Source organism: Psychrobacter sp. M9-54-1 (assembly GCF_016613355.1).
Classification (GTDB): Bacteria; Pseudomonadota; Gammaproteobacteria; order Pseudomonadales; family Moraxellaceae; genus Psychrobacter; species Psychrobacter faecalis.
In genome coordinates this window covers 1-20,183 of record NZ_JADGFW010000015.1, presented here as the reverse complement: position 1 = coordinate 20,183, position 20,183 = coordinate 1, and the positions used below count along the sequence as shown (strand labels likewise).

The following is a 20,183-nucleotide window of genomic DNA, read 5'->3' as shown; positions in this document are numbered from 1 at the left end:
GGTTTTTTTTGTATTTATTTAACATTAAAGATTAACTTTTGGCAAAAACGGGTAGTGGATTAAAGCTCACCTCTGGGCGCGGTAATTTTGCCACATCCTGCATGCGCCAATCATTCTTTCCATCATAACTGACTTGCAAATAATATTTGCCTTTTACGTCATCCAAATCGACTTGCGCCGTGTACTTGTTACCTTCTTGATGTTTGAGTACCGCATCGCGGTCTTTTTTAATGTCGGTGGCGTGCGAGATAGACAACTCTAAAGAGTCAGGATAGGTTAAAGGCTCACCGTTTAATAATTTACCAGACTGCAAACTTTGCTCAGGATAATTGAGATAAAAAACGACATCGCCATTATCGGCAAACTGCATCTTGCCATGTAAATCTAAATCATAGGTGAGCTTGTCGCGTGAGACGTCATGATATAGGGTTTTGCCATCCATATACCAATCGTCGCGTACCACGCTATCACGGATTTGATAAGAATAATAAACAAACCAAATGCAAGCGATTACTACAAAAGCTGGCATGCCAATGACAAAGATAACCACCATATAGTTTTTGTACCATGGTTGGCTGTCTTGATGCTTAAAGTTCGGTGCTGGACTAGACATAACATACCTATTAATCAGATACTCGTTTATAAAGTGAGGTTTGTCAGCTTATTATAAACGCTATCAAAAAATAAACCGACGGCTCAGAGCAGCCAGTTTAATGATAAATACTTCAGCTGCCAGTCAGTGATGATTAGCCTTTGACTAAGTGCCACTAACGAGCGGATGAATAGATAAAAGCAACTACATACTCAATAATTACTGCCCTTGCGTGGTAAAGATATTTTGTTTACTCACATTATATTTACCGTCTTCGCTGGCTACTGTTAAAGTAATCGGCGTTTGACCAAACTCAATCACCTCAGGGTCGCCATAAATACTGACTGGCATATCAAAGCTTTCGCCTGCTTCTAATGGCACATCGTTGAAGCGTACGCCTAAGCTCAACCCATCTTGTGGCTCAAGGCTTATTTTATAAGTGTGCGCACTTTGGGTTTTGTTGGTCAATTTAACGATATAGCTGTTTTCAATCATGCCTTGTTGGTTCAATGACGACAACTGATTACGGTCACGGCGAATATCAATCTCTAACGGTACGCGGTCTGTCAATGCATAAACCACACCGCCACAAAGTACCGCAAGCAAGGTTAAATAAGCAAAAAAGCGCGGGCGCAGTACACGGCTTGGCTCTTTTTCGACCAATTGACGCTCTGTGGTATAACGAATCAAGCCACGTGGGTAGCCAACTTTATCCATTACATCATTACAAGCATCGACACAGGCGGCACACTGAATACAGGCAACCTGCAACCCATCACGAATATCAATACCCGTCGGGCATACTTGCACGCACATCGTACAGTCAATACAATCGCCTAAATTCTCAGGATGGGTGCCTTTTTTACGGGCGCCGCGAGGTTCACCGCGCTCATAATCATAAGAAACAATCAAGGTATCTTTATCAAACATCACGCTTTGGAAGCGGCCATACGGACAGATTTGGATACACATCTGCTCACGCATGTAGCCTGCATTGACGTAAGTTGAAAAAGCGAAAATAAATATCGATACCCATATCCAAGTTGACCAGTCAGGGAAGGGGATAACGCCCCCTAACATTTGCCAACTACCATATAGAGTTTCTGTCCCTGATACATAACTGACAAACGTCATCGCCGTAATCATCGAAAATACAAACCAGATAAAGTAGATTAAAAAACGCTTGAAGACTTTTTTAGCGTTCATAGGTTCTTTATCAAACTTGATGCGTTTATTGCGATCGCCAATCACTATTTTTTCAACGTATTGGAACATATGCGTCCAGATGGTTTGCGGACAGGCATAACCACACCAAACCCGTCCTGCATATACCGTCACCATAAATAGCGCAAACGCCGCAATAAGCGCAAAGACGGCAAGAAAGTAAAAGTCTTGGGTCAGAAACGTCATACCAAAAATATAATAATGCTGCGACGGCACATCGAACCAGATAGCTTGCCTGCCGTTATACCTTATCCACGGTAAAATCAAAAATAATGCCAATAACGCATACATGCTAATCACGCGGATATTTTGGTAAAATCCGGTGATAAATCTAGGGTGAACGCGTTTTTTATTGGCGTTAAGATCCACCTCAACGACAGGAATTTTATTGGATGGTTGTGCTGACATAAACGTGCCTCTTTAAAAAAAGGGTGGTGTTCTAAAAAGTATGCTGGCGATAGAAGTCAATAAGAAATCTATGCTAAGTTCTCTGATTCTATAGGGCTTTCAAGGCTTCAAAAATTGTTCAAGTTTTAATCAGCATACTTTTTGACACACCACCAAAAAAAGAATCAGTCTGCTGGTATGATGAACAAATACCTTTAAGGGCTAGGTATATGGATGTGCGATGTTATCAATGTCAGTAAGTAGCAAGTCTCATACCAAAAAAAGTATCCAAACTTGCTACCAAATGAGCGATTGTAAATAAAGGATTAAAATATGCTTAAATAGATGATTCTATAGTGTTTCTACTCGATTGCTATTTTAGCAGTTTCCCTACTATAAATGGGGTGAGAATGTTAAAAAGCAATACTTATCTGCGACTTATTGATAGACGAAGAGCATATCACTATTAAGCTTGATAAATATCAAAACCAGTGGTGATAGAGCATAAAACGTATTAAATCTATCAGCAGTTTGATTTTGCGAGTTGCTCGTAGGCAGAGTTTATTAATAAAACATAAAACTGATAAATAACTAAAAAGGGAGAACTGCAATAACAGTTCTCCCTTTGTTAAATACCACTTGTTTACGACATACAACTGACTAAATGCGCTTAGTTTGCAACTGCCGTTTCAGGTGTTGCTGCTTTTGGAGCAGCGGCAGAAACAGGCTGTGCTTTAGCAGGCTGAGGCGTTCTGTCTGATAAAGAATAAACATACGCAGCAAGCAGCATAATGCGCTCATTACCTAGTTTGGTTTCCCATTCTGGCATCACACCGGCACGGCCATAACGGATGGTATCACGGATACTTTCGCGATCGCCGCCATATAACCAGATGTTATCAGTCAAGTTTGGCGCCCCAGTAGAGATCATACCTTTAGCGTCTTCACCATGACAAAGTACACAGTTAGTAGGCTCATGGAAAATGGCTTTACCTTGAGCAACTTTAGCTTGGTCAAGCTCATAACTTGGTTGGTTACCAGAGATTGACAAGACATATTCAGCCGCTGCACGCACACCATCTTCACCAAGTTGGTCACGCCAAGCTGCCATACCACCAACACGACCATTATGTAGCGTCGTTAGGATATGTGAAGCTTCACCGCCATATAACCAGTCATTGTCGGTCAAATTAGGGTAGCCTAGCGCACCTTTCGCATTAGAGCCGTGACAAACAGCACAATTCTGTAAGAACAAGCGACTACCGACTTTTAGCGCATTCGGGTTTTCAGCAAGTTTTTCAACGTACGGTGCAAGCTCAGCGATTTTTTCATCAATCTCAGTTTGTAGATTCGCAGGTGGTGTTTCACTGCGACGCATGGTTGCTTGCATCTCAGACAGCGTTGCTAGCGTTTTAGTCGCACCGCTAGCATCTGCTTTGGCCAAAATGTTTTGCTCAAAGTTATCGGTAAACACCTTGTTATTACTTTCAAGCTCACTTGCTAACTCGTTATGCGAGGTCCATGGCACAGTTTCGCCATCTACTTCTACGGTCGTGATACCTTCCCATTTCGATGGAAAGATAGCAGGGAAAAATATCCAGTAGGCAACAGCCCAAATAATCGAACCAAAAAATATCACTAACCACCATTTAGGCAGTGGCTTATCGTATTCTTGAATACCGTCGTAAGTGTGCCCAGTAGTACCGTCTTCTTCTACTTCTGGCTTGTATTTCAACACCATTAGTAAGACGCCGAGGATACCCGCCCAACACATAATACTTAGTATGGTGATCCAAGAACTCCAAAAAAATGTCATCGTTTATCCTTATTGCGCTGCTCTTCAGCCAAAGCTTCTTTATCTTTGTCATCAAGCGCAAGTTGTGCATCTTCTTCGAAGCGTTTTTTGTTTTTTGGCGAATACGCCCACCATGCAACGCCCACGAAGGCAATAAAAGCAGAAACGGTCGCAATTGTTTGTAATTCACCAATACCCATTAGCGCTGTCCTTCCATCGCGGTACCCAATTGCTGTAAGTAGGCAACCAGAGCATCAAGCTCAGTGGCGCCAAGTACCGCATCTGGCGCTCCTTCGATATCTTCTTCAGTGTAAGGCACACCAAACTGATCACGGAATAGACGCATTTTAGTTTGCACATTGGTACCGTTTACTTCATTGGTTGCAAGCCAAGGGAAACCAGGCATTACAGATTCAGGTACTAATGAACGTGGATCGATAAGATGTTGTTTTTGCCAATCTTCAGAATAACGTCCACCAACACGTGCCAAGTCAGGACCAGTACGTTTAGAACCCCATAAGAATGGATGATCCCACGTAGATTCAGCAGCACGTGAGTAAGGTCCATAACGCTCAACTTCCGCACGCAATGGACGCACCATTTGCGTATGACAGACGTGACAGCCTTCACGAATATAGATGTCACGACCTTCAAACTCAAGTGCGGTCCATGGCTCCATGGCGGGAAGGGGAGCGTTTACCCCACCTTCTTCAGGTCCCTTGTTATCATAAATCAGCGGTACGATTTCAACGAGCGTTGCAAAGCTAATGGCAATAACAATACCGATAACCAACAAGCCTGTATTTTTTTCAATAATTTCATGCGGTGTACCAGACATGATCGCTCCTTATACGTTAGCTGCCGAAGGTTTATCAACACTAGGTTCATGATCAGTAGGATCTGCGATATCAACAGGCTTACCTTCTGGCATTTTAAGTGTTTTATAAACGTTATAGGCCATAACAACCATACCCGATACATACAATAGGCCACCAAAAGCACGACCAATATATGGGAAATGTGAGAACTCAACGGTATCAACGAAGCTATATACCAACGTACCATCTGGATTGGTCGCAAGCCACATCATGCCTTGGCCGATACCTGAAATCCACATAGAAACGATATAGAAGATAGTACCCGCTGTTGCTAACCAGAAATGCGTCGTGATTAAGCTAATAGAATACATTTTTGGTTTGTTATAGATACGTGGTAACAATACATATAGCGAACCAATGGTAATCATACCAACCCAGCCAAGTGCACCTGAGTGTACGTGACCGACTGTCCAGTCCGTGTTATGCGATAACGCGTTGACGGTCTTAATAGACATCATCGGACCTTCAAACGTTGACATTGCATAGAACGACAACGCCACAATCATAAAGCGAATAATCGGATCGGTACGTAGTTTATCCCAACTACCTGATAGCGTTAGTACACCGTTAATCATACCACCCCAAGATGGCGCAAATAGGATGATTGAGAACACCATTGCGAGAGACTGCGTCCAATCTGGAAGCGCTGAATAATGCAAATGGTGACCACCAGCCCACATGTATGAAGCAATCAATGCCCAAAAGTGAACGATAGACAAACGATAAGAATAAATAGGACGACCAATCTGAACTGGAACAAAGTAATACATCATCCCAAGGAACGCGGCCGTTAAGTAAAAACCTACCGCATTATGCCCGTACCACCACTGCACCATCGCATCGGTCGCACCGCCAAATAATGAGTAAGATTTAAACGCACTAACAGGGATGGCCATACTATTTACGATATGCAGTAGAGCAATCGTAATAATAAATGCGCCAAAGAACCAGTTAGCCACATAAATGTGTGAAGTTCTACGTTTGATGAGCGTACCGAAGAACACGATGGCATAAGAAATCCATACCAAAGCAATCAAGATATCGATTGGCCACTCAAGCTCAGCGTATTCCTTGGTCGATGTCAGACCTAAAGGAAGAGTAATCACCGCTGCGACGATAACCGCTTGCCAACCCCAAAAGGTAAACCAAGCTAAATAAGGGGCGAATAGTCTCGTCTTACAGGTACGCTGTACCACGTAATAAGAGGTTGCGAACAGGGCAGAGCCACCGAATGCAAAGATAACCGCGTTAGTGTGTAGCGGTCTTAGACGACTGAATGTCAGCCATGGAATGTCAAAGTTTAGTGCTGGCCATGCTAACTGTGAAGCAATGAACACACCAATACTCATGCCGACGATGCCCCATATCACGGCCATTATCGTAAAGAATCTTACGACAGTGATTTCATACTCACGGTCAATTGGGGCGACTGCTGTGTTTTGTAAACTCATTGGATGATTCCTTTACAGCCCGAATTATCAACAGAATTAACTAACTCTCCGCAGCCTCTATATTATAAAAAATTATAAGCAGATTATGGTTGCGGTACATGTTGTTTTTGCCAAATCTTATTATCGAGACCTTATTTACTATTAAGTCAAACCTACACTAGTTATCAGCGGTTACTGCTGAGTAGAGGGCGGCGATATAAATGCACGGCGCTCACAGCTGGACGATAATAGGATGATTAATAAATAATAAACGGTTAAATTTGATAAGATAATGTGCCTTCCTTGAGCATCAAACATCTATTGAGGCTGAGTATGTATCTTAATTATTACTGCTAAAAAGCCAGTATGAACGAAGATAGATACTGATATTCAATCGGTGATAAAAAACTTATACACCATCAATGTATGCTAGCGGCGGCTGACAAAAACCATGTTTACGTAATGTTTAGTTAAAACTCCCGACTCTGTTTAAGGGTATTGTAACGCAAACCTAATCAAATATCATCAGAACTATGCGCCAAAATACAAACTCTTTGGTAAAAATAGTTATGAACGATATAATCTTTCAGCGTTATACACCTATTTTATACCCAATTTCCCTACTATTCTAGGGGTGAAAAAAGATAGTGCTTTTTGGCGCAAAAAATACAATTAAGCGGTGGTTTTGTAACAATAGCAGCATTTGCGCTATAAATAGGTTTTACTTATCATCGAATCGCCCCTTATAATGACGCCTTGTATTATCGCTAACCAAGTGCTTTATACTGATATTAACGAATATTTTGAACTTTTAAATAGCGGTTAGGCTTGGCCGTATGCTGGCACAAGCCTACCTTCATAAATAACCTCATAAATAATAGGTATTAAGGATAATAATATGGCAGTTTTTTTGACAGACGAATGGTTTGAGCAAGTTGAGAAAATGGGTCAAGAAGCCGGCGAATTAAATTTACCACCAGCGCTTGCCAATATGGTGGTGAACTTAAAAGTCACCGATACGGAGCAAGATATCGAAGCAAGCTTTGCTGACGGCTTACTACATCGCGGTTTGAATGATAATGCAACCACAACCTTATTGTTGGATCGTAGCCTGCTACAATCTATCATTACCAACTTTGATACCAATGAAATCATGGGCGCCTTTATGGCCGGTAAAATTCGTGTCGAAGGCGATATGTCACAATTGATGGCAGTACAAACCGCGCGTCCAAGTGCTGAGCAAAAAGAGCTTTATAGTAATATCAAGTCAATGACTACTTTAGCTTAATGGCTTGTTTTTCATTTTTGTATCAATAACGTTTAGCATGAAAAAGCCCTTAATATAAATTAAGGGCTTTTTCGTTGGAGAATTTAACAGTAAAGTAACTTCTAAATTAGCTGGCTTTTGATTGTTGCGCAGTTGTTTGTGGTTTTTGATTTTCTTTGTAAATCGCCGCTTGTAACCAGATATTGGCCTGTACATAATCATGCACTTCAATAGCAGCGGTGGTTTCGGTTTTAGGTGCGCCAATACGAATGACAAACGGGTCTGCATCTTGTTCGCGCAGTACCACCACATCAAATAAGATGATGGTCTGGCCATTAAATAGTGTTTCTTGCTTACCAAGCACCTGACCTTGACACCACGCTTCGTCTTCTTGCCCTATGGTATCGCCGAACAAATACGCGCACATATGACCAAGATTAATCTCGACGGGCGCCATTTGTTCATTGGTTTCAGGCTGCCACGCTTTGATTTGCTCTTGTAAATCGTCAGGCATTTTTCCATCGTTGGCGGCGACGATGTCGTTAAAGGCGCGATGGTAGCGAATGGCTTCTTGGTCTTCGACCATAATCACTTCGTCTTGTTCACTCAGCTTAATCTCATGCGCCCACGCACTAAAGTTCACGTAATAAGCCGTATCTTGCTGATATAAATGACGGTTAGCGGTATACAGCTGGTCGAAAGCATAAATAATGCTGCCATCAGCGGTGCGTAAGCGCAAGACCGCATCGTGAGTGTTGTCATTGACAATCATGCGCTCGATTTTGCACGTCAAACCATAAGGGCTATCGACACAAGGGTAGGCGTTGATAAAGCATTCAGGCTTGCCATCTTTCATCGCCAGCACTTGATTGATATGACAAGGCTGGTCTTCAGATAGCAATAAGCAGCTGTCTTTGGCACTGACATTGCTGTTGAGCCCTTTCGGCATGGCAGCTTTTTCAATCATCTTTTGCAGCCATTCTGGCACGTCTTGACTCATGTCATCGGTCAAAATCCGCCAATGATCGGCGTGACCGGCAGATTGCTCGTCAGTTAAGGTGATTTTGGTGGGAGATTGGATGTTTTTATATTGATAATTAATGGTCATGAATATACTCAAACTTAAGTCAGCCATGAGGTTTGGGTCTAAAACTGTGATTGCTGACCATTATCCAATATATGAGCGGATTGGTTTATGATAACCAGCAATGTCGTCAGTAAAGAGGCAACAAACAACAATGAGGGGTTAGTGACAATTGTCCTTAGCATACAATATATAGGTATAGACGCAACTAATAGCAAGCCCCTCGCGAAAAATAATATGAAAAGTTGAGTTTTTATTAAAAAATACCGGCAGTTTGCGCTAATGACTGGCACATATAAGTCAAATTGTGTCAAACTAGCTCCCTTTTGACAGCGGTATTTTGCTGCTCATAATCCCCTGTTTTTTGTTCGATTGATATGTTTTTGCGGCGACAGCCCTAGTGAGTGTCATATTAAAAGGCGGTTGCTGCATTGGAATTTATAACATAAATAAAGTCGTACGTAGATAAGATAAAGAGTTTGAATATGTTTCGTCCTTTAGCGTTATTTATCGGCTTACGGTACACCCGAGCAGAGCGTAGTAATGGTTTTATCTCCTTTATCTCGCTGATTTCAATGATTGGTCTGACGCTTGGCGTGGCGGTACTGATTACGGTGCTATCGGTCATGAATGGTTTTGATCGCGAGCTCAAAACGCGTATTTTGGGTATGGTGCCACAAGCGACGGTGATCTCAACCGAAATTATCGGTGATTGGAAGCAGGTGGCAGATAGGATCAAAGAAGATCCAGAAGTCGCTGCCGTTGCGCCTTTTATCCAGCTGCAAGGTATGCTGACCTCTAACGGTCAAGTGGCTGGGATTATGGTCACCGGCGTCGATCCTGAGTACGAGAAAAACGTCTCTATCATCAACGAGCATATGGTAGAAGGCAGTATTGATACCTTGCAAGACGGTGAGTTCAGTATTGTGCTTGGCGAAGAGATGGTGCAATCCTTGGGACTGCGCTTAGGCGATAAAGTGACGTTGGTGTTGCCAGAAGCGTCGCCATCACCAGCGGGTGTGATACCGCGCTTTAAGCGTTTTACGTTGACGGGTATTTTTACCATCAGTCCAGAAGTAGATAGCCTGATGGCGTTTATTCCGATGGGTGACGCGGCAAAATTACTGCGTCTACCAGAGGGTGCGCAGGGTATTCGTATGAAGCTTGACGATATCTTTAACGCACCGATGGCGGCCCAAAAAGCGGCTGCTATTGCGCCTGACAAGCTTTATCCTAGCGATTGGACGCAAACACACGGCAATCTATTTGGGGCCATTCAAATGGAAAAAGCCATGGTTGGCTTGCTGCTGTTTTTAATTATCCTCGTTGCCGCTTTCAATATTGTTTCAAGTTTGGTGATGCTAGTCACCGACAAAAAAGCAGACATTGCTATCTTAAAAACCTTTGGTGCTTCACCGCGATTGATTACCCATGTATTTATGGTACAGGGCATCGTGATTGGCTTTATTGGTACGATTGCGGGCACCATACTTGGTGTTATTTTTGCCCTGACCGTCAGTGATATTTTGGGCTTTATCAATCAAACCTTTGGCCTCAATTTGTTTGATGCTTACTTTGTAAATTATCTGCCATCGCAGCTGCGTTTGACCGATGTGGTGCTGATTACCAGTGCGTCATTTATACTGAGCTTCTTGGCGACCATTTATCCAGCACGCCGAGCAGCTAAAATTCAGCCTGCACAAACACTACGTTACGAGTAATCTACAGGCGTCAATCGTCAATGCCATGATAAATAAAACAAAGGAAGTACCATGTCTGAGATTTTAAAAGCGACCAATATTAATAAAATTTATGATGAAGGGGCGGTGAGCACGCAAGTATTGACCGGTCTAGATTTGACCGTCAATGCTGGTGAGCGCATTGCGATTGTTGGTACCAGTGGTTCGGGAAAAAGTACCTTGCTGCATTTGCTTGGCGGACTGGATACCCCAAGCAGCGGGGAGGTTTGGCTACACGGGCAGCTATTAAATAGTATGAATGAGACCGAACGCGGGGCGATGCGTAATAAACACTTGGGGTTTATTTATCAGTTCCACCATTTGTTAGCAGAGTTTACCGCTGTTGAAAACGTCGCCATGCCGCTACTGATGCGTCCAAAAGTATCGACCACCGAAGCGCGACAACAAGCGATAGATATTTTAAAAAGTGTTGGTTTGGAGCATCGTTTGGCCCACAGGCCCGGTGAACTATCAGGCGGTGAGCGTCAACGTGTGGCGATTGCTCGCGCGCTTGTGACCAAACCATCACTTATTTTGGCCGATGAGCCGACTGGTAACTTAGATTATGACAACGCGCAAAGTGTGTTTGGGCTGTTATCCGAGCTACAAAGCACCATGCAAACGGCGCTATTGATGGTGACGCATGACCGTAGTTTGGCAGGCCTTGCTGACCGTCAGCTCCTACTCCGTAATGGGCATTGGGAAGATTACTAAAGGCGTCATTTTTAATACTTTTTTTCAATAAACTGTAGAACTGCTGTTACTGAGCAGCAGCATGATACGGTTAGCTTTTTTATAAAAGTTACTGATAAAAACGACGAAAAAAACAGACTGTATCTAGCAGCTTTAACAAGTAGATAAAACCATAACTAAAATGCTAAATAAGGAATAATGAAATGGATAAAAATGATGATTCGATTGAAGCGTTTGGTAGTGCTGAAGAAGGTAACGAACCACTAAAGCCTTATATGGATCCGACGCTGTTTGACACCATTGATAGACAAGCACAAATAGACTTGCTGACGCCGGTTTTCGACTCAATTACCTTAGCGGGTGCAGATTACGATTTAAAGGCGCAAGATAGCGCCACGGGAAAACGTTATACGCTGCTAAAAGATGAGAAGGTGATAGATATCTTTGTGATGGATAATAATCTGGCTGATAATGTTAAAAACGCTATCGACAAGCATAAAGAGGAAGAAGGCGAGTTATAAGGTCGCTTATGAATTGGGTAATGATTTTATAAGATATTTCCAACTTTATAAAATGCTGCTATTTTTATAAGATGACTGACGCGGCAAAATTGATTATTAAGGATTCACGCTATTCATGCTTGCTGGTTTTTTCAGCAGAGTCTTTCTGACGTTTTTGCCAGCTGGTGACAGTTTTATAGCGCCAGATGGCTTTAAACGCCAGTCCGCAGACAATACTACTGATGACCGCTAAAATTGTTAGCCCTAGACAAAAAGCGGCGATAGATACCGTGCCTTTATAAGTGATAAAAGGATTGGCGCCATCAGAGATAATCCATAAGGTAAAATCTGAAATCATGCGACCGATAATGCGCAAGCTAATCATCGGCACATCAAGGATTTTGGCACCGATATAGTAGCCAGCATAAAACACCGGCAGAGTCGTCAGCGGGTTAGTAATCCAAGTCAGACCAAGCGCCATCGGCACATTGGCACGAAAAATAAGCGCGCCGATTAAAGCCAGTAACATCTGTCCTGGCAGCGGGAAGAATGCGCTGAGCACACCGATATAAACCGCTTTATTTAAACTATGGCGATTAAAATGCCATAAACGCGGGTCGGCAAGTTGCGGCGCAAATAGTTTTAATGAGCGACTTTCTAAGATTTTTTCAGGGGTAGGAAGTAGGTCTTTTAGACGTTTGTTTGGCACAGAATCGCCTTTACATGTTATCTTCAGCCCGCTCAATCACATTGATGGGCTGATATACAGTGATATTATTAATAAAAAATATAGCTATAAATGTTATCAGAAAAACGGCTAGATAATGTTGAATAATCACTATTGCAATATTTCTGGTAAGTATAGGGTAATAGCCACATAAATGCCATCGCTTGACGGTTTGCTCACTTGATGGTTGGTTCAATGTTTAGAACGGTCATTATCCATCATGCAACTTATATGCAATGGACGAGCTATCAAGCAAGCGAGGAGCGCTGGTGTACTGGTTAATTGGTAGCTTGATAATCATCGTTATGATGGGGGTTTTGGCCGTCGCGGATACTATTCCGCTGCCTATTGGCTCCTTATTACCAGACCTCAGCCCATCTTCTATCTTGCCGTTATTATTAATGGCTTTGACCATTGTTCTGCTATTTATCAATCAGCGTTATATCGCGTTTGCACCCTCGATTGACGCTAAAAAGGGGAATGTTAAAAATTCCTCTGCTCAAAATCTTGCTGTTCAAAATTCTGCTAAAACCCTATCTTCTACATCATCATTACTCTATAAATTTGCTCATTATTTATTAACGACAGTATTAGCGTTAGCGCTGATTACTGGTAGTGGGCTGCTCGCTTTGATAAGTCAGCAGCAGGCGCAAAGTAATACCATCAAACAAACTGTGCGCGTGCAAGCCTTGGTGAACATCGAAGGCATCAGTGATAGTGTCTATGATGACGCAAGTCATAGTGGCTATCGGCAGGTTGCTACCATTAGCCACATATCGCCTTTACTGTCCGAGATAACGTCGCAGGATTTGGACAAACTGAGCGTCAATTACAATGACAATTATAAAGAGGTGACTGATAATAGCCTAAGCAATGAAGAAAATAACTTAAACGGAGATAATCTCGAATATTTCGAAAATAAACAATATCGTATACTGCTAAATGCTTATCCAAAAAAATCTTTCTCTAAAAAACCTTCTAAAAAAAGTACTGAGAATAAATCGCAGACTATAGACTTAAATGATTTGCAGCCAGGTGATCAGTTATTGATGACTTTGACGCTAGCGCCACTTGCTAACTCTGAGCAAGCGTTGAACAATCCAACGGGATTTGATAGTTATCGGTGGTTGCGAGGGCGACATATCGATGGGGTTGCCACGATATTAGCGACCAGTACCTCAACTATTCCGTTTAATGACTCAGCAGCATTGTCTAAAGCGGACGATTCTTATCTATACCGTTTGCGTACCGCTATCGACCAAGGACGTTGGCAACTACGTCAGCATTTTTATCAGGACTGGGCAGCGCAAACTCCCGCACAGCAGCAAGCAAAAGCAGTGACTTTAAGCTTACTGACCGGTGATCGCAGTTTAATCAATCGCGCTACCAAAGATTTATATCAGCTGGCAGGTATTTCTCATTTATTGGCCATCTCAGGAACCCATGTTTTATTTTTAGCGATTGTGTTAGCAGGATTGGTAGTCTTACTGTTGAATCGTTTTTACCCCTCTCTCTATCGTCATATTCCGCGCTGGCAATTGCGCTGGTGGGTTATGATGAGCGCGGCTTTTATTTATGCCTTATTTACCGGGTTTGATGTACCTGCTGCGCGTACCGCATGGATGTTATTAGCGATAGGGTTGATACGCTTAACGCTACTGCCAATTAGTACCATGCGTATATTGTTGGCGCTAGCAGTATTGATGGCATGGTTCGACCCATATGTACTGTGGCAAGCAGGTTATTGGCTGTCCTTTATAGCGGTAGCGCTGCTATTAAAGTACGAAGATAGTTCAGTAGCATGGAGTCAAACAGAGTCTGCAAGCTTAACGACCACGAACTCTACTGACAATAAAAATGCGAAGATACTTCAACGTACATGGTTGGGATTTAAACGTCTGTTCAAATTACAGTTTTGGCTATTTATTGCCCTGCTGCCTATTACTTTATTGTTATTCGGTAAGGCGTCACTGTTAGGGCTTATCGTTAATCTCTTTGCCATCGGCTTATTTGGTTGGGTGATTGTACCGCTAAATTTACTGGCTGGGCTGTGCTATCTTATCTCGCCTGCGCTAGCTGATACTATTTGGGTTTTAGTGATTGCTCTCGTCGCTCATTTACACGAGCTTATCACGTGGCTAACGGCGTTACCGATATTCTCAGAGGTATGGCTTTATACGCCAGTGAATATGGCAATTTTGCTGATGGTATTATTGGCGATGCTGCCGTGGCTATTACCGCGCGGCCTTATCAGTCGTTGGCTCACGCTAGCGCCGTTAACGCTACTGGTTATGACGGTATATGCCAACCAGCAGTCGTTAACCATGACTCCGACTCTCTATATTCTGCCAACGGGCGACCAATATTTAAGCGCGGCGGTGCTACAATACCCTGTGCTAAATAATGAAGATAATAAGACAAACGTTAGCTGGTTAATTTTAGCCGATCATAGGCCTTATGATACTCGTACGATGCCAAGCACGCTAACCGCTGACAAGTTATCTGCGACCCTAGAGCAGCAACTGCGCAGCTTATCTATCAAGCGTTTAGAAGGTATGGTAGTCCAAAGCAGTAGCGCGGCCTTGACGACATCTTTAGCGACATTAACAAATAACAACCGTAAGTCATTGCAGCCGACCATCTATAAGCCAAACGACTCTGAGCTGCTACCAATGACCGTCGCTGAGTTAAGTCAACGTCTCCCAACCGCTCAGTATTGGCAAGCCGGGCGTAGTGAGCGTTGGCCCGAGCTCCAGCGCGCTTATCAATTAGCCAGTCAAACTGGTAAAAATAAAACTCAGGCAACCATCAGTGCCCAAGCTTGTGAGCAAGGTAAAACCTGGCAACTCGCCAATGGTGATTTAACGTTGCAAGCTATCACAGGTTGGAGCAAAATAAACGATGCCAGTGTCTGGGACTGTACTCTTGCGCTTGATAGTCGATTACCTATTCAAATTGTCAGTTATAATGCTGCTGACCCGCTCAAATCATTAGCTACTAAAGTACAAACACTTCAGTCCGATAACAAAGAGCCACCTTCTCATACTAAAAATGCTCAATCACGTTTGATTTTAAATGTCGATACCCATCCGCGCGTGTGGCAAATGTGGTCGTTATTATGCGCGACTGAACCGAATACTAAAAATGACACTTTAAAAAACTCTTTAAATAGTGCTATGAATAGCACAACATGGCTTGGGTATAGCACTTCGCATATCTCTGCAGATGCAATAAGGGCGCAACAAATCGATGAGACAATCACTTATGATAATAAGTCACTAGATGCCGCTCTAGCTTTTGAGGCCGATAGTAAGGATTAACCTTATAATCTGACTTATTGGTATCATCCTTATAAAACATCTCGCTCCTATAACCTGTCGCCTTTATAATATCAAGCTATTTCACAGTTCTGCTATTGAACCATGAGCGAAATGCCACCATACTTAGTAGCTTATTTAATTATTATTCTTATTATTGAAGTTCTAAAAAAAACTGCTTGTTTAAGTAAAAATATTTAATTCTTATTATGTAATTTTTTAGAGTTTCTCTTTTATCGTTTTACATTGTTTCTGACTTAGGAAGTTATATGCCCAACTGGCCACCAGACCCTAACAAACGTCCTGACAACTCGGCCAACCAGCCAGCGCCGCTGCAGCAGCAAAATCAGCCGAGTGGACAAGAGTGGCGACTGCTTGAAAATACGTTATTAGCCAGTGTGGTTGAGCAGCGCCGCGCCCGTCGCTGGAGTATTTTCTTTAAGCTATTGACCTTTGGTTATATTTTATTGATATTTTTGACCATTGGTCGCGGTTGTAGTACCAAAACACCGTCCGGGCTTGAAGGCGTTGATACCAGTAAGCCGCATTTGGCGGTGGTTGAAATCCAAGGAACGATTAGTAGTGGTGATGTCGCCAATGCTTACGATGTTAATGAGGCCTTAACTCGCGCTTTTGAAAACAGTAATGCCAAAGCCGTGGCGCTTGACATCAACTCGCCCGGCGGCTCACCCGTACAGTCTGATGAAATCTGGCAGACGATGATGGATTTGCGTCAAGAATATCCTGACAAAAAACTCTACGCGGTGATTGGTGATATGGGTGCTTCGGGCGCTTATTATATCGCTTCAGCTGCGGATGAGATTTATGTCAATCCATCAAGCTTAGTCGGTTCGATTGGCGTAATTATGCCAAGCTATAATATCGAAGGCTTAATGGATAAATTTGGCGTTAAAGACCGCACCATTACCGCAGGCGAGTATAAAGATATTTTAAGCTTGTCACGTCCGCTGACTGACTATGAAGAGCAGCATGTCGAAAAAGTGCTGGACAATACTCATAAGCACTTTATCAATGCGGTCAAAGAAGGTCGCGGCGATCGTCTAAAAAATCCTGAGGAAAATAAACTGTTTTCAGGGCTATTTTGGACCGGTGAGCAGTCGATTGAGCTTGGCTTAGCTGACAAAAAGGGCAGTATTTCGACTTTAGAGAAGAAGCTGAAGCTTGATAACGTCGTTAATTATACGCCAACCGACCCATTTAGCTTATTTATGGATCGCTTTGCCGTTAAGTTAGGCGCCGGTCTTGGTTCAAGTATCAAGCTTGACGTGTTACCACAAGAAGAGGGTCAAGCGCAGATGCGCTAAGCGCTTTATATTTTAGATTTAATGTGTATGATTGTTAAGGCTGAGTATGTGATTATGCTCAGCCTTAATTGTATATAAATTTCGATTATTATAATAAACAGCTATTTAAATTACTGAGAGCTTGTCATGAGTACCATTAATCCACAGACCTTTGCGTCACTACCCAAGTCTAAGATAACCCAAAAACCTGTCATTCATTTTGCCCATGCCAATGGTATGCCAAGCGCCGTTTATGCGCCGTTTTTTGCCCCGCTTGCTGAATTTTTTACCATTGAATATATCCCTATGCTGGGTAATACGCCCGATTATCCAGTAGATAACCATTGGCAAAGCCTGACCCAGCAGATTATTGATAGCGTTAAACGCACGTGTGAGCAGCATGGGGTGAGTCAGTTAGTAGGCGTTGGGCATTCGCTTGGTGCCATGTGTACTATGCAGGCGTTATACCGTGCGCCGGAGATATTTGCGCAAGCGGTGCTGATGGATCCACCATGGATTTATGGCAAAGTCAGCCTGCTCTGGCATTTGGCCAAAACCGCCGATAGATTACCGCTGATGAATAATCGTTTGATGGATAAGCTGTCGCCAGCGGGCGTGTCTAAGCATCGCCGTGATGTTTGGGATAGCCGCGAAGACGCCTATGATAAGCTGCGTCATAAGGGCTTTTTTAAAGATTTCGATGAGCGTAGTTTTCAAGGCTATATCGAGCATGGTTTACATGAGCGTGCGGACGGCAAAGTAACCTTGGCAATCCCTAAAGCCAGCGAAGTCGAAGTGTTTCGTACCAACCCGTCATGGTATTGGCTGACCCCGAACCGTGCGCCTAAACCGCCAGTGACGCTTATCATTGGTGAAGACAGTATCTTTCTCAAGCGCCGCTTCCCGCAGCAAATCAAATCACGCCTGAATATCGATTATGAAACCCATGCCGGCGGTCATATGTTCCCGCTTGAGCACCCAGAGTCGGTGGCGCGTCAAGTGCTTGAGCTTATCAAAAAGCAGTTGCCAAAATAAACGATGGTTGTGAATCCTAGAAGTTAGGATAAATGTAATGTGAGCAGCTAGCACACTTTTTTGAGTGACGATTTATGCTAAAAAAAGCGACCACCGCATCTATTAAGACCACAGCGTCTAAACCTACGCCGCTATTTTCACGCTTGGGTGCGTTGTTGTTAGTGATAGGCATTGTAGTGACTTTCTTTATCAGTCAATTAATCGGCGTCTATATCGCCGGAAAGCTTATATTGCCCGCTACTAAAAACGCTACTATGGGCGATATTTTCTTTTTCGGCAGTAATGATGGTACGGTGGTCAGTCTTTCTATCATTATCGGCTGTGTATTACTGGTGGCAGTTAGCGCTTTATTGATTCGGGTGAGGGGCGGCAATGTAAGGAAGTATCTGGCGCTACAGCCATTTTCATGGTCGGTTGGCATCGGTATGTTAGGGTTATTGCTGATATTTATGATTGGCAGTCAAGCGTTAACTTACCTGCTCAATGAATCACCGTTGGTCTTCGTCGACCCTTTATATCAGTCTGTCAGCTCAGTCTGGTTATTGATATTTGCCATGGTGATTGTCGCGCCGATTTATGAAGAGCTTATATTTCGTGGATTATTATGGTCGGCTATTGCTGAGCAGTTCTCAAACGTAGCCAACGCAGAGCATCGCGGCACAATAGTCGCAAGCCTAGTGACCAGCGTGATATTTGCGGTAATTCACTTGCAATATGGTATTTATGAAATCGGCACCATTGTGGTATTGGCATTGATATTTTGCTATGCGCGTATCAAATCAGGCTCGCTAGTATTACCGATGCTGTTACATATTATTAATAATGGCGCCGCGATGGCGCAGTATTTAGCGGAAATTAGTTAAAGGTTTATATATAAACGTCAAATAGCTAATTGATGAATGTCTTTATCAACTAGCTATGCACCAATTAGCCATTGTTTTATGCTTATGTGATTGGGCGCTTATAATATTTTATGCGAGAAGGGTCGTTACTTATCTTTAAGCATCTGGATTTAAGGCTAAGACTTCTTCAGCGGCTCGTTTAATATCGTCTATCGTTAGCTGCGGTTTACCGCTCAATGCCTGTCGCCACTTGCGCGCACCTGTTAAGCCTTGAAACAACCCTAAATAATGCCGCGTCATCGTTGGTAGTGCTTCACCTTTAGCGCTTTGTTTTTCTAGATAAGGGTATAATTGCGCTAAAATATCCGAGCGCTTAGTAATCGGCGCGCCCCATAAACTGTTGGCTTCTGCCAACAAGTACGGGTTATGATAAAACGCCCGTCCAATCATCACCCCGTCGACATGCTGTAAATGCGTTTTAATATCGGCAACTGTTTCGATACCGCCATTAATTTCTATATCAAGCGTTGGAAAGTCTTGTTTGAGACGGTAAACATCATTATAACGCAGTGGCGGTATTTCGCGATTTTGCTTCGGGCTCAAGCCCTGTAGCCACGCCGTACGGGCATGAACAATAAAGCGTGTACAACCTGCCGCTGCGACTTTTTCGACAAAATCTACCATAAACTCATAACTATCAAAATCGTCGATACCAATACGATGTTTAACGGTCACCGGAATATCGACCGCTGCCTGCATGTGCTTGACCAAATCAGCAACCGTCTGCGGCTCTGCCATGAGGCAAGCGCCAATTTTATTGTGCTGGACGCGATCAGAGGGGCAACCGACGTTGATATTGACCTCATCATAGCCATGCTGCTGCGCAAATTGGGCACATTGGGCCATCTCGCTACTATCGGCACCGCCAAGCTGTAGCACCAGTGGATGCTCAAGCGTATCAAAGCGCAGATGCCGCGCGCGATTGCCATGGAGCAGCGCACCGGTACTAATCATCTCGGTATAAAGATAAACGTGCGGATTAAACAGCCGTGCAAAGTAGCGATAATCTGTCGTTGTCCAGTCAATCATGGGCGCAACAGAGAGTCGTTTGTTGGTCATATCAACCATTAGGGTAAAGCCTCGTTATTATGCATGCAAATAGTAGGTCGTTTTAAAATCGTTATACCAGTCTCACGTCGATATTCATCAATTTGCCAATTTTATTGCGAACCGACCATACTTTTATGTGCATTTTTAAATGTGTTTAAAAGGAGAATAGATAAAGCGCCATGAGTGTTATTTTCATGACGCCTTTTGATTATTCTATCTATATAAGTTAACCCCAATTCGGGATAAGCGCTCAAAAAAA

17 protein-coding genes are annotated in these 20,183 nt (G+C 43.1%); 8 read left to right on the top strand and 9 right to left on the bottom strand.

Annotated elements, in window-relative coordinates:
• Positions 1–31 precede the first annotated feature (31 nt).
• The 6 genes from IQ457_RS06920 to ccoN all read right to left on the bottom strand — a co-directional run bounded on the left by IQ457_RS06920 (position 32) and on the right by ccoN (position 6,327).
• Positions 32–613, bottom strand: a complete 582-nt coding sequence (locus IQ457_RS06920) for a FixH family protein (RefSeq protein ID WP_191690606.1) — start codon at positions 611–613, stop codon at positions 32–34.
• 198 nt (positions 614–811) lie between these two features.
• A complete protein-coding gene (ccoG, locus tag IQ457_RS06915; RefSeq protein ID WP_200662597.1) occupies positions 812–2,224 on the bottom strand; it encodes a cytochrome c oxidase accessory protein CcoG in 1,413 nt (470 codons plus the stop codon).
• Positions 2,225–2,873: 649 nt separating this feature from the next.
• On the bottom strand, positions 2,874–4,019 hold the full coding sequence (ccoP, locus tag IQ457_RS06910) for a cytochrome-c oxidase, cbb3-type subunit III (protein ID WP_200662596.1): 1,146 nt from the start codon (positions 4,017–4,019) through the stop codon (positions 2,874–2,876).
• A complete protein-coding gene (locus IQ457_RS06905; RefSeq protein ID WP_068408133.1) occupies positions 4,016–4,198 on the bottom strand; it encodes a CcoQ/FixQ family Cbb3-type cytochrome c oxidase assembly chaperone in 183 nt (60 codons plus the stop codon). The genes ccoP and IQ457_RS06905 overlap by 4 nt, the downstream gene beginning before the upstream one ends.
• Complete coding sequence (gene ccoO / locus IQ457_RS06900; protein WP_068408135.1) at positions 4,198–4,836, bottom strand: cytochrome-c oxidase, cbb3-type subunit II; 639 nt, start codon at positions 4,834–4,836, stop codon at positions 4,198–4,200. The genes IQ457_RS06905 and ccoO overlap by 1 nt, the downstream gene beginning before the upstream one ends.
• Positions 4,837–4,845: 9 nt before the next feature.
• Positions 4,846–6,327, bottom strand: coding sequence for a cytochrome-c oxidase, cbb3-type subunit I (gene ccoN, locus IQ457_RS06895; RefSeq protein WP_068408137.1), 1,482 nt, complete (start codon positions 6,325–6,327; stop codon positions 4,846–4,848).
• An 877-nt stretch (positions 6,328–7,204) separates the two neighbouring features.
• Between ccoN and IQ457_RS06890 the strand changes: the two genes are divergently transcribed.
• Positions 7,205–7,594: an SCP2 sterol-binding domain-containing protein gene (locus tag IQ457_RS06890; protein ID WP_200662595.1), complete on the top strand. Its 390-nt coding sequence runs from the start codon at positions 7,205–7,207 to the stop codon at positions 7,592–7,594.
• A 106-nt stretch (positions 7,595–7,700) separates the two neighbouring features.
• Here the strand turns inward: IQ457_RS06890 and IQ457_RS06885 are convergent, their stop codons facing one another.
• A complete protein-coding gene (locus IQ457_RS06885; RefSeq protein WP_068408146.1) occupies positions 7,701–8,681 on the bottom strand; it encodes a hypothetical protein in 981 nt (326 codons plus the stop codon).
• A gap of 461 nt (positions 8,682–9,142) precedes the next feature.
• On the opposite strand from IQ457_RS06885, the gene IQ457_RS06880 reads away from it, so the two are divergent.
• The 3 genes from IQ457_RS06880 (at position 9,143) to IQ457_RS06870 (ending at position 11,610) form a co-directional block, all read left to right on the top strand.
• Entirely contained in the window at positions 9,143–10,378 is a 1,236-nt protein-coding gene (locus IQ457_RS06880; protein WP_200662594.1) for a lipoprotein-releasing ABC transporter permease subunit, read from the top strand.
• 51 nt (positions 10,379–10,429) lie between these two features.
• A complete protein-coding gene (lolD, locus tag IQ457_RS06875; RefSeq protein ID WP_144297124.1) occupies positions 10,430–11,110 on the top strand; it encodes a lipoprotein-releasing ABC transporter ATP-binding protein LolD in 681 nt (226 codons plus the stop codon).
• Between the two features lie 182 nt (positions 11,111–11,292).
• Entirely contained in the window at positions 11,293–11,610 is a 318-nt protein-coding gene (locus IQ457_RS06870) for a hypothetical protein (protein WP_200662593.1), read from the top strand.
• 109 nt (positions 11,611–11,719) lie between these two features.
• On the opposite strand, the gene IQ457_RS06865 is transcribed toward IQ457_RS06870, so the two are convergent.
• Complete coding sequence (locus IQ457_RS06865) at positions 11,720–12,298, bottom strand: DUF2062 domain-containing protein (RefSeq protein WP_223808538.1); 579 nt, start codon at positions 12,296–12,298, stop codon at positions 11,720–11,722.
• 287 nt (positions 12,299–12,585) lie between these two features.
• On the opposite strand from IQ457_RS06865, the gene IQ457_RS06860 reads away from it, so the two are divergent.
• From IQ457_RS06860 to IQ457_RS06845, 4 genes are all read left to right on the top strand, one after another.
• Positions 12,586–15,636, top strand: a complete 3,051-nt coding sequence (locus tag IQ457_RS06860; RefSeq protein ID WP_342343308.1) for a ComEC/Rec2 family competence protein — start codon at positions 12,586–12,588, stop codon at positions 15,634–15,636.
• A gap of 266 nt (positions 15,637–15,902) precedes the next feature.
• Positions 15,903–16,958, top strand: coding sequence for a signal peptide peptidase SppA (gene sppA, locus IQ457_RS06855; RefSeq protein WP_198327924.1), 1,056 nt, complete (start codon positions 15,903–15,905; stop codon positions 16,956–16,958).
• 126 nt (positions 16,959–17,084) lie between these two features.
• Positions 17,085–17,972 carry an alpha/beta fold hydrolase gene (locus IQ457_RS06850; RefSeq protein ID WP_200662591.1) on the top strand — a complete coding sequence of 296 codons (888 nt, stop codon included), beginning with the start codon at positions 17,085–17,087 and terminating at the stop codon, positions 17,970–17,972.
• Between the two features lie 74 nt (positions 17,973–18,046).
• Positions 18,047–18,835 (top strand): CPBP family intramembrane glutamic endopeptidase, encoded by a 789-nt coding sequence (locus IQ457_RS06845; RefSeq protein ID WP_200662590.1) that lies wholly within the window; start codon positions 18,047–18,049, stop codon positions 18,833–18,835.
• Between the two features lie 135 nt (positions 18,836–18,970).
• Here IQ457_RS06845 and dusA read toward each other — a convergent pair whose 3' ends face one another.
• The gene (gene dusA, locus IQ457_RS06840) at positions 18,971–19,942 is read right to left on the bottom strand and encodes a tRNA dihydrouridine(20/20a) synthase DusA (RefSeq protein ID WP_200662589.1); all 972 of its coding nucleotides are present in this window, start codon (positions 19,940–19,942) and stop codon (positions 18,971–18,973) included.
• Between the last annotated feature and the right edge of the window lie 241 nt (positions 19,943–20,183).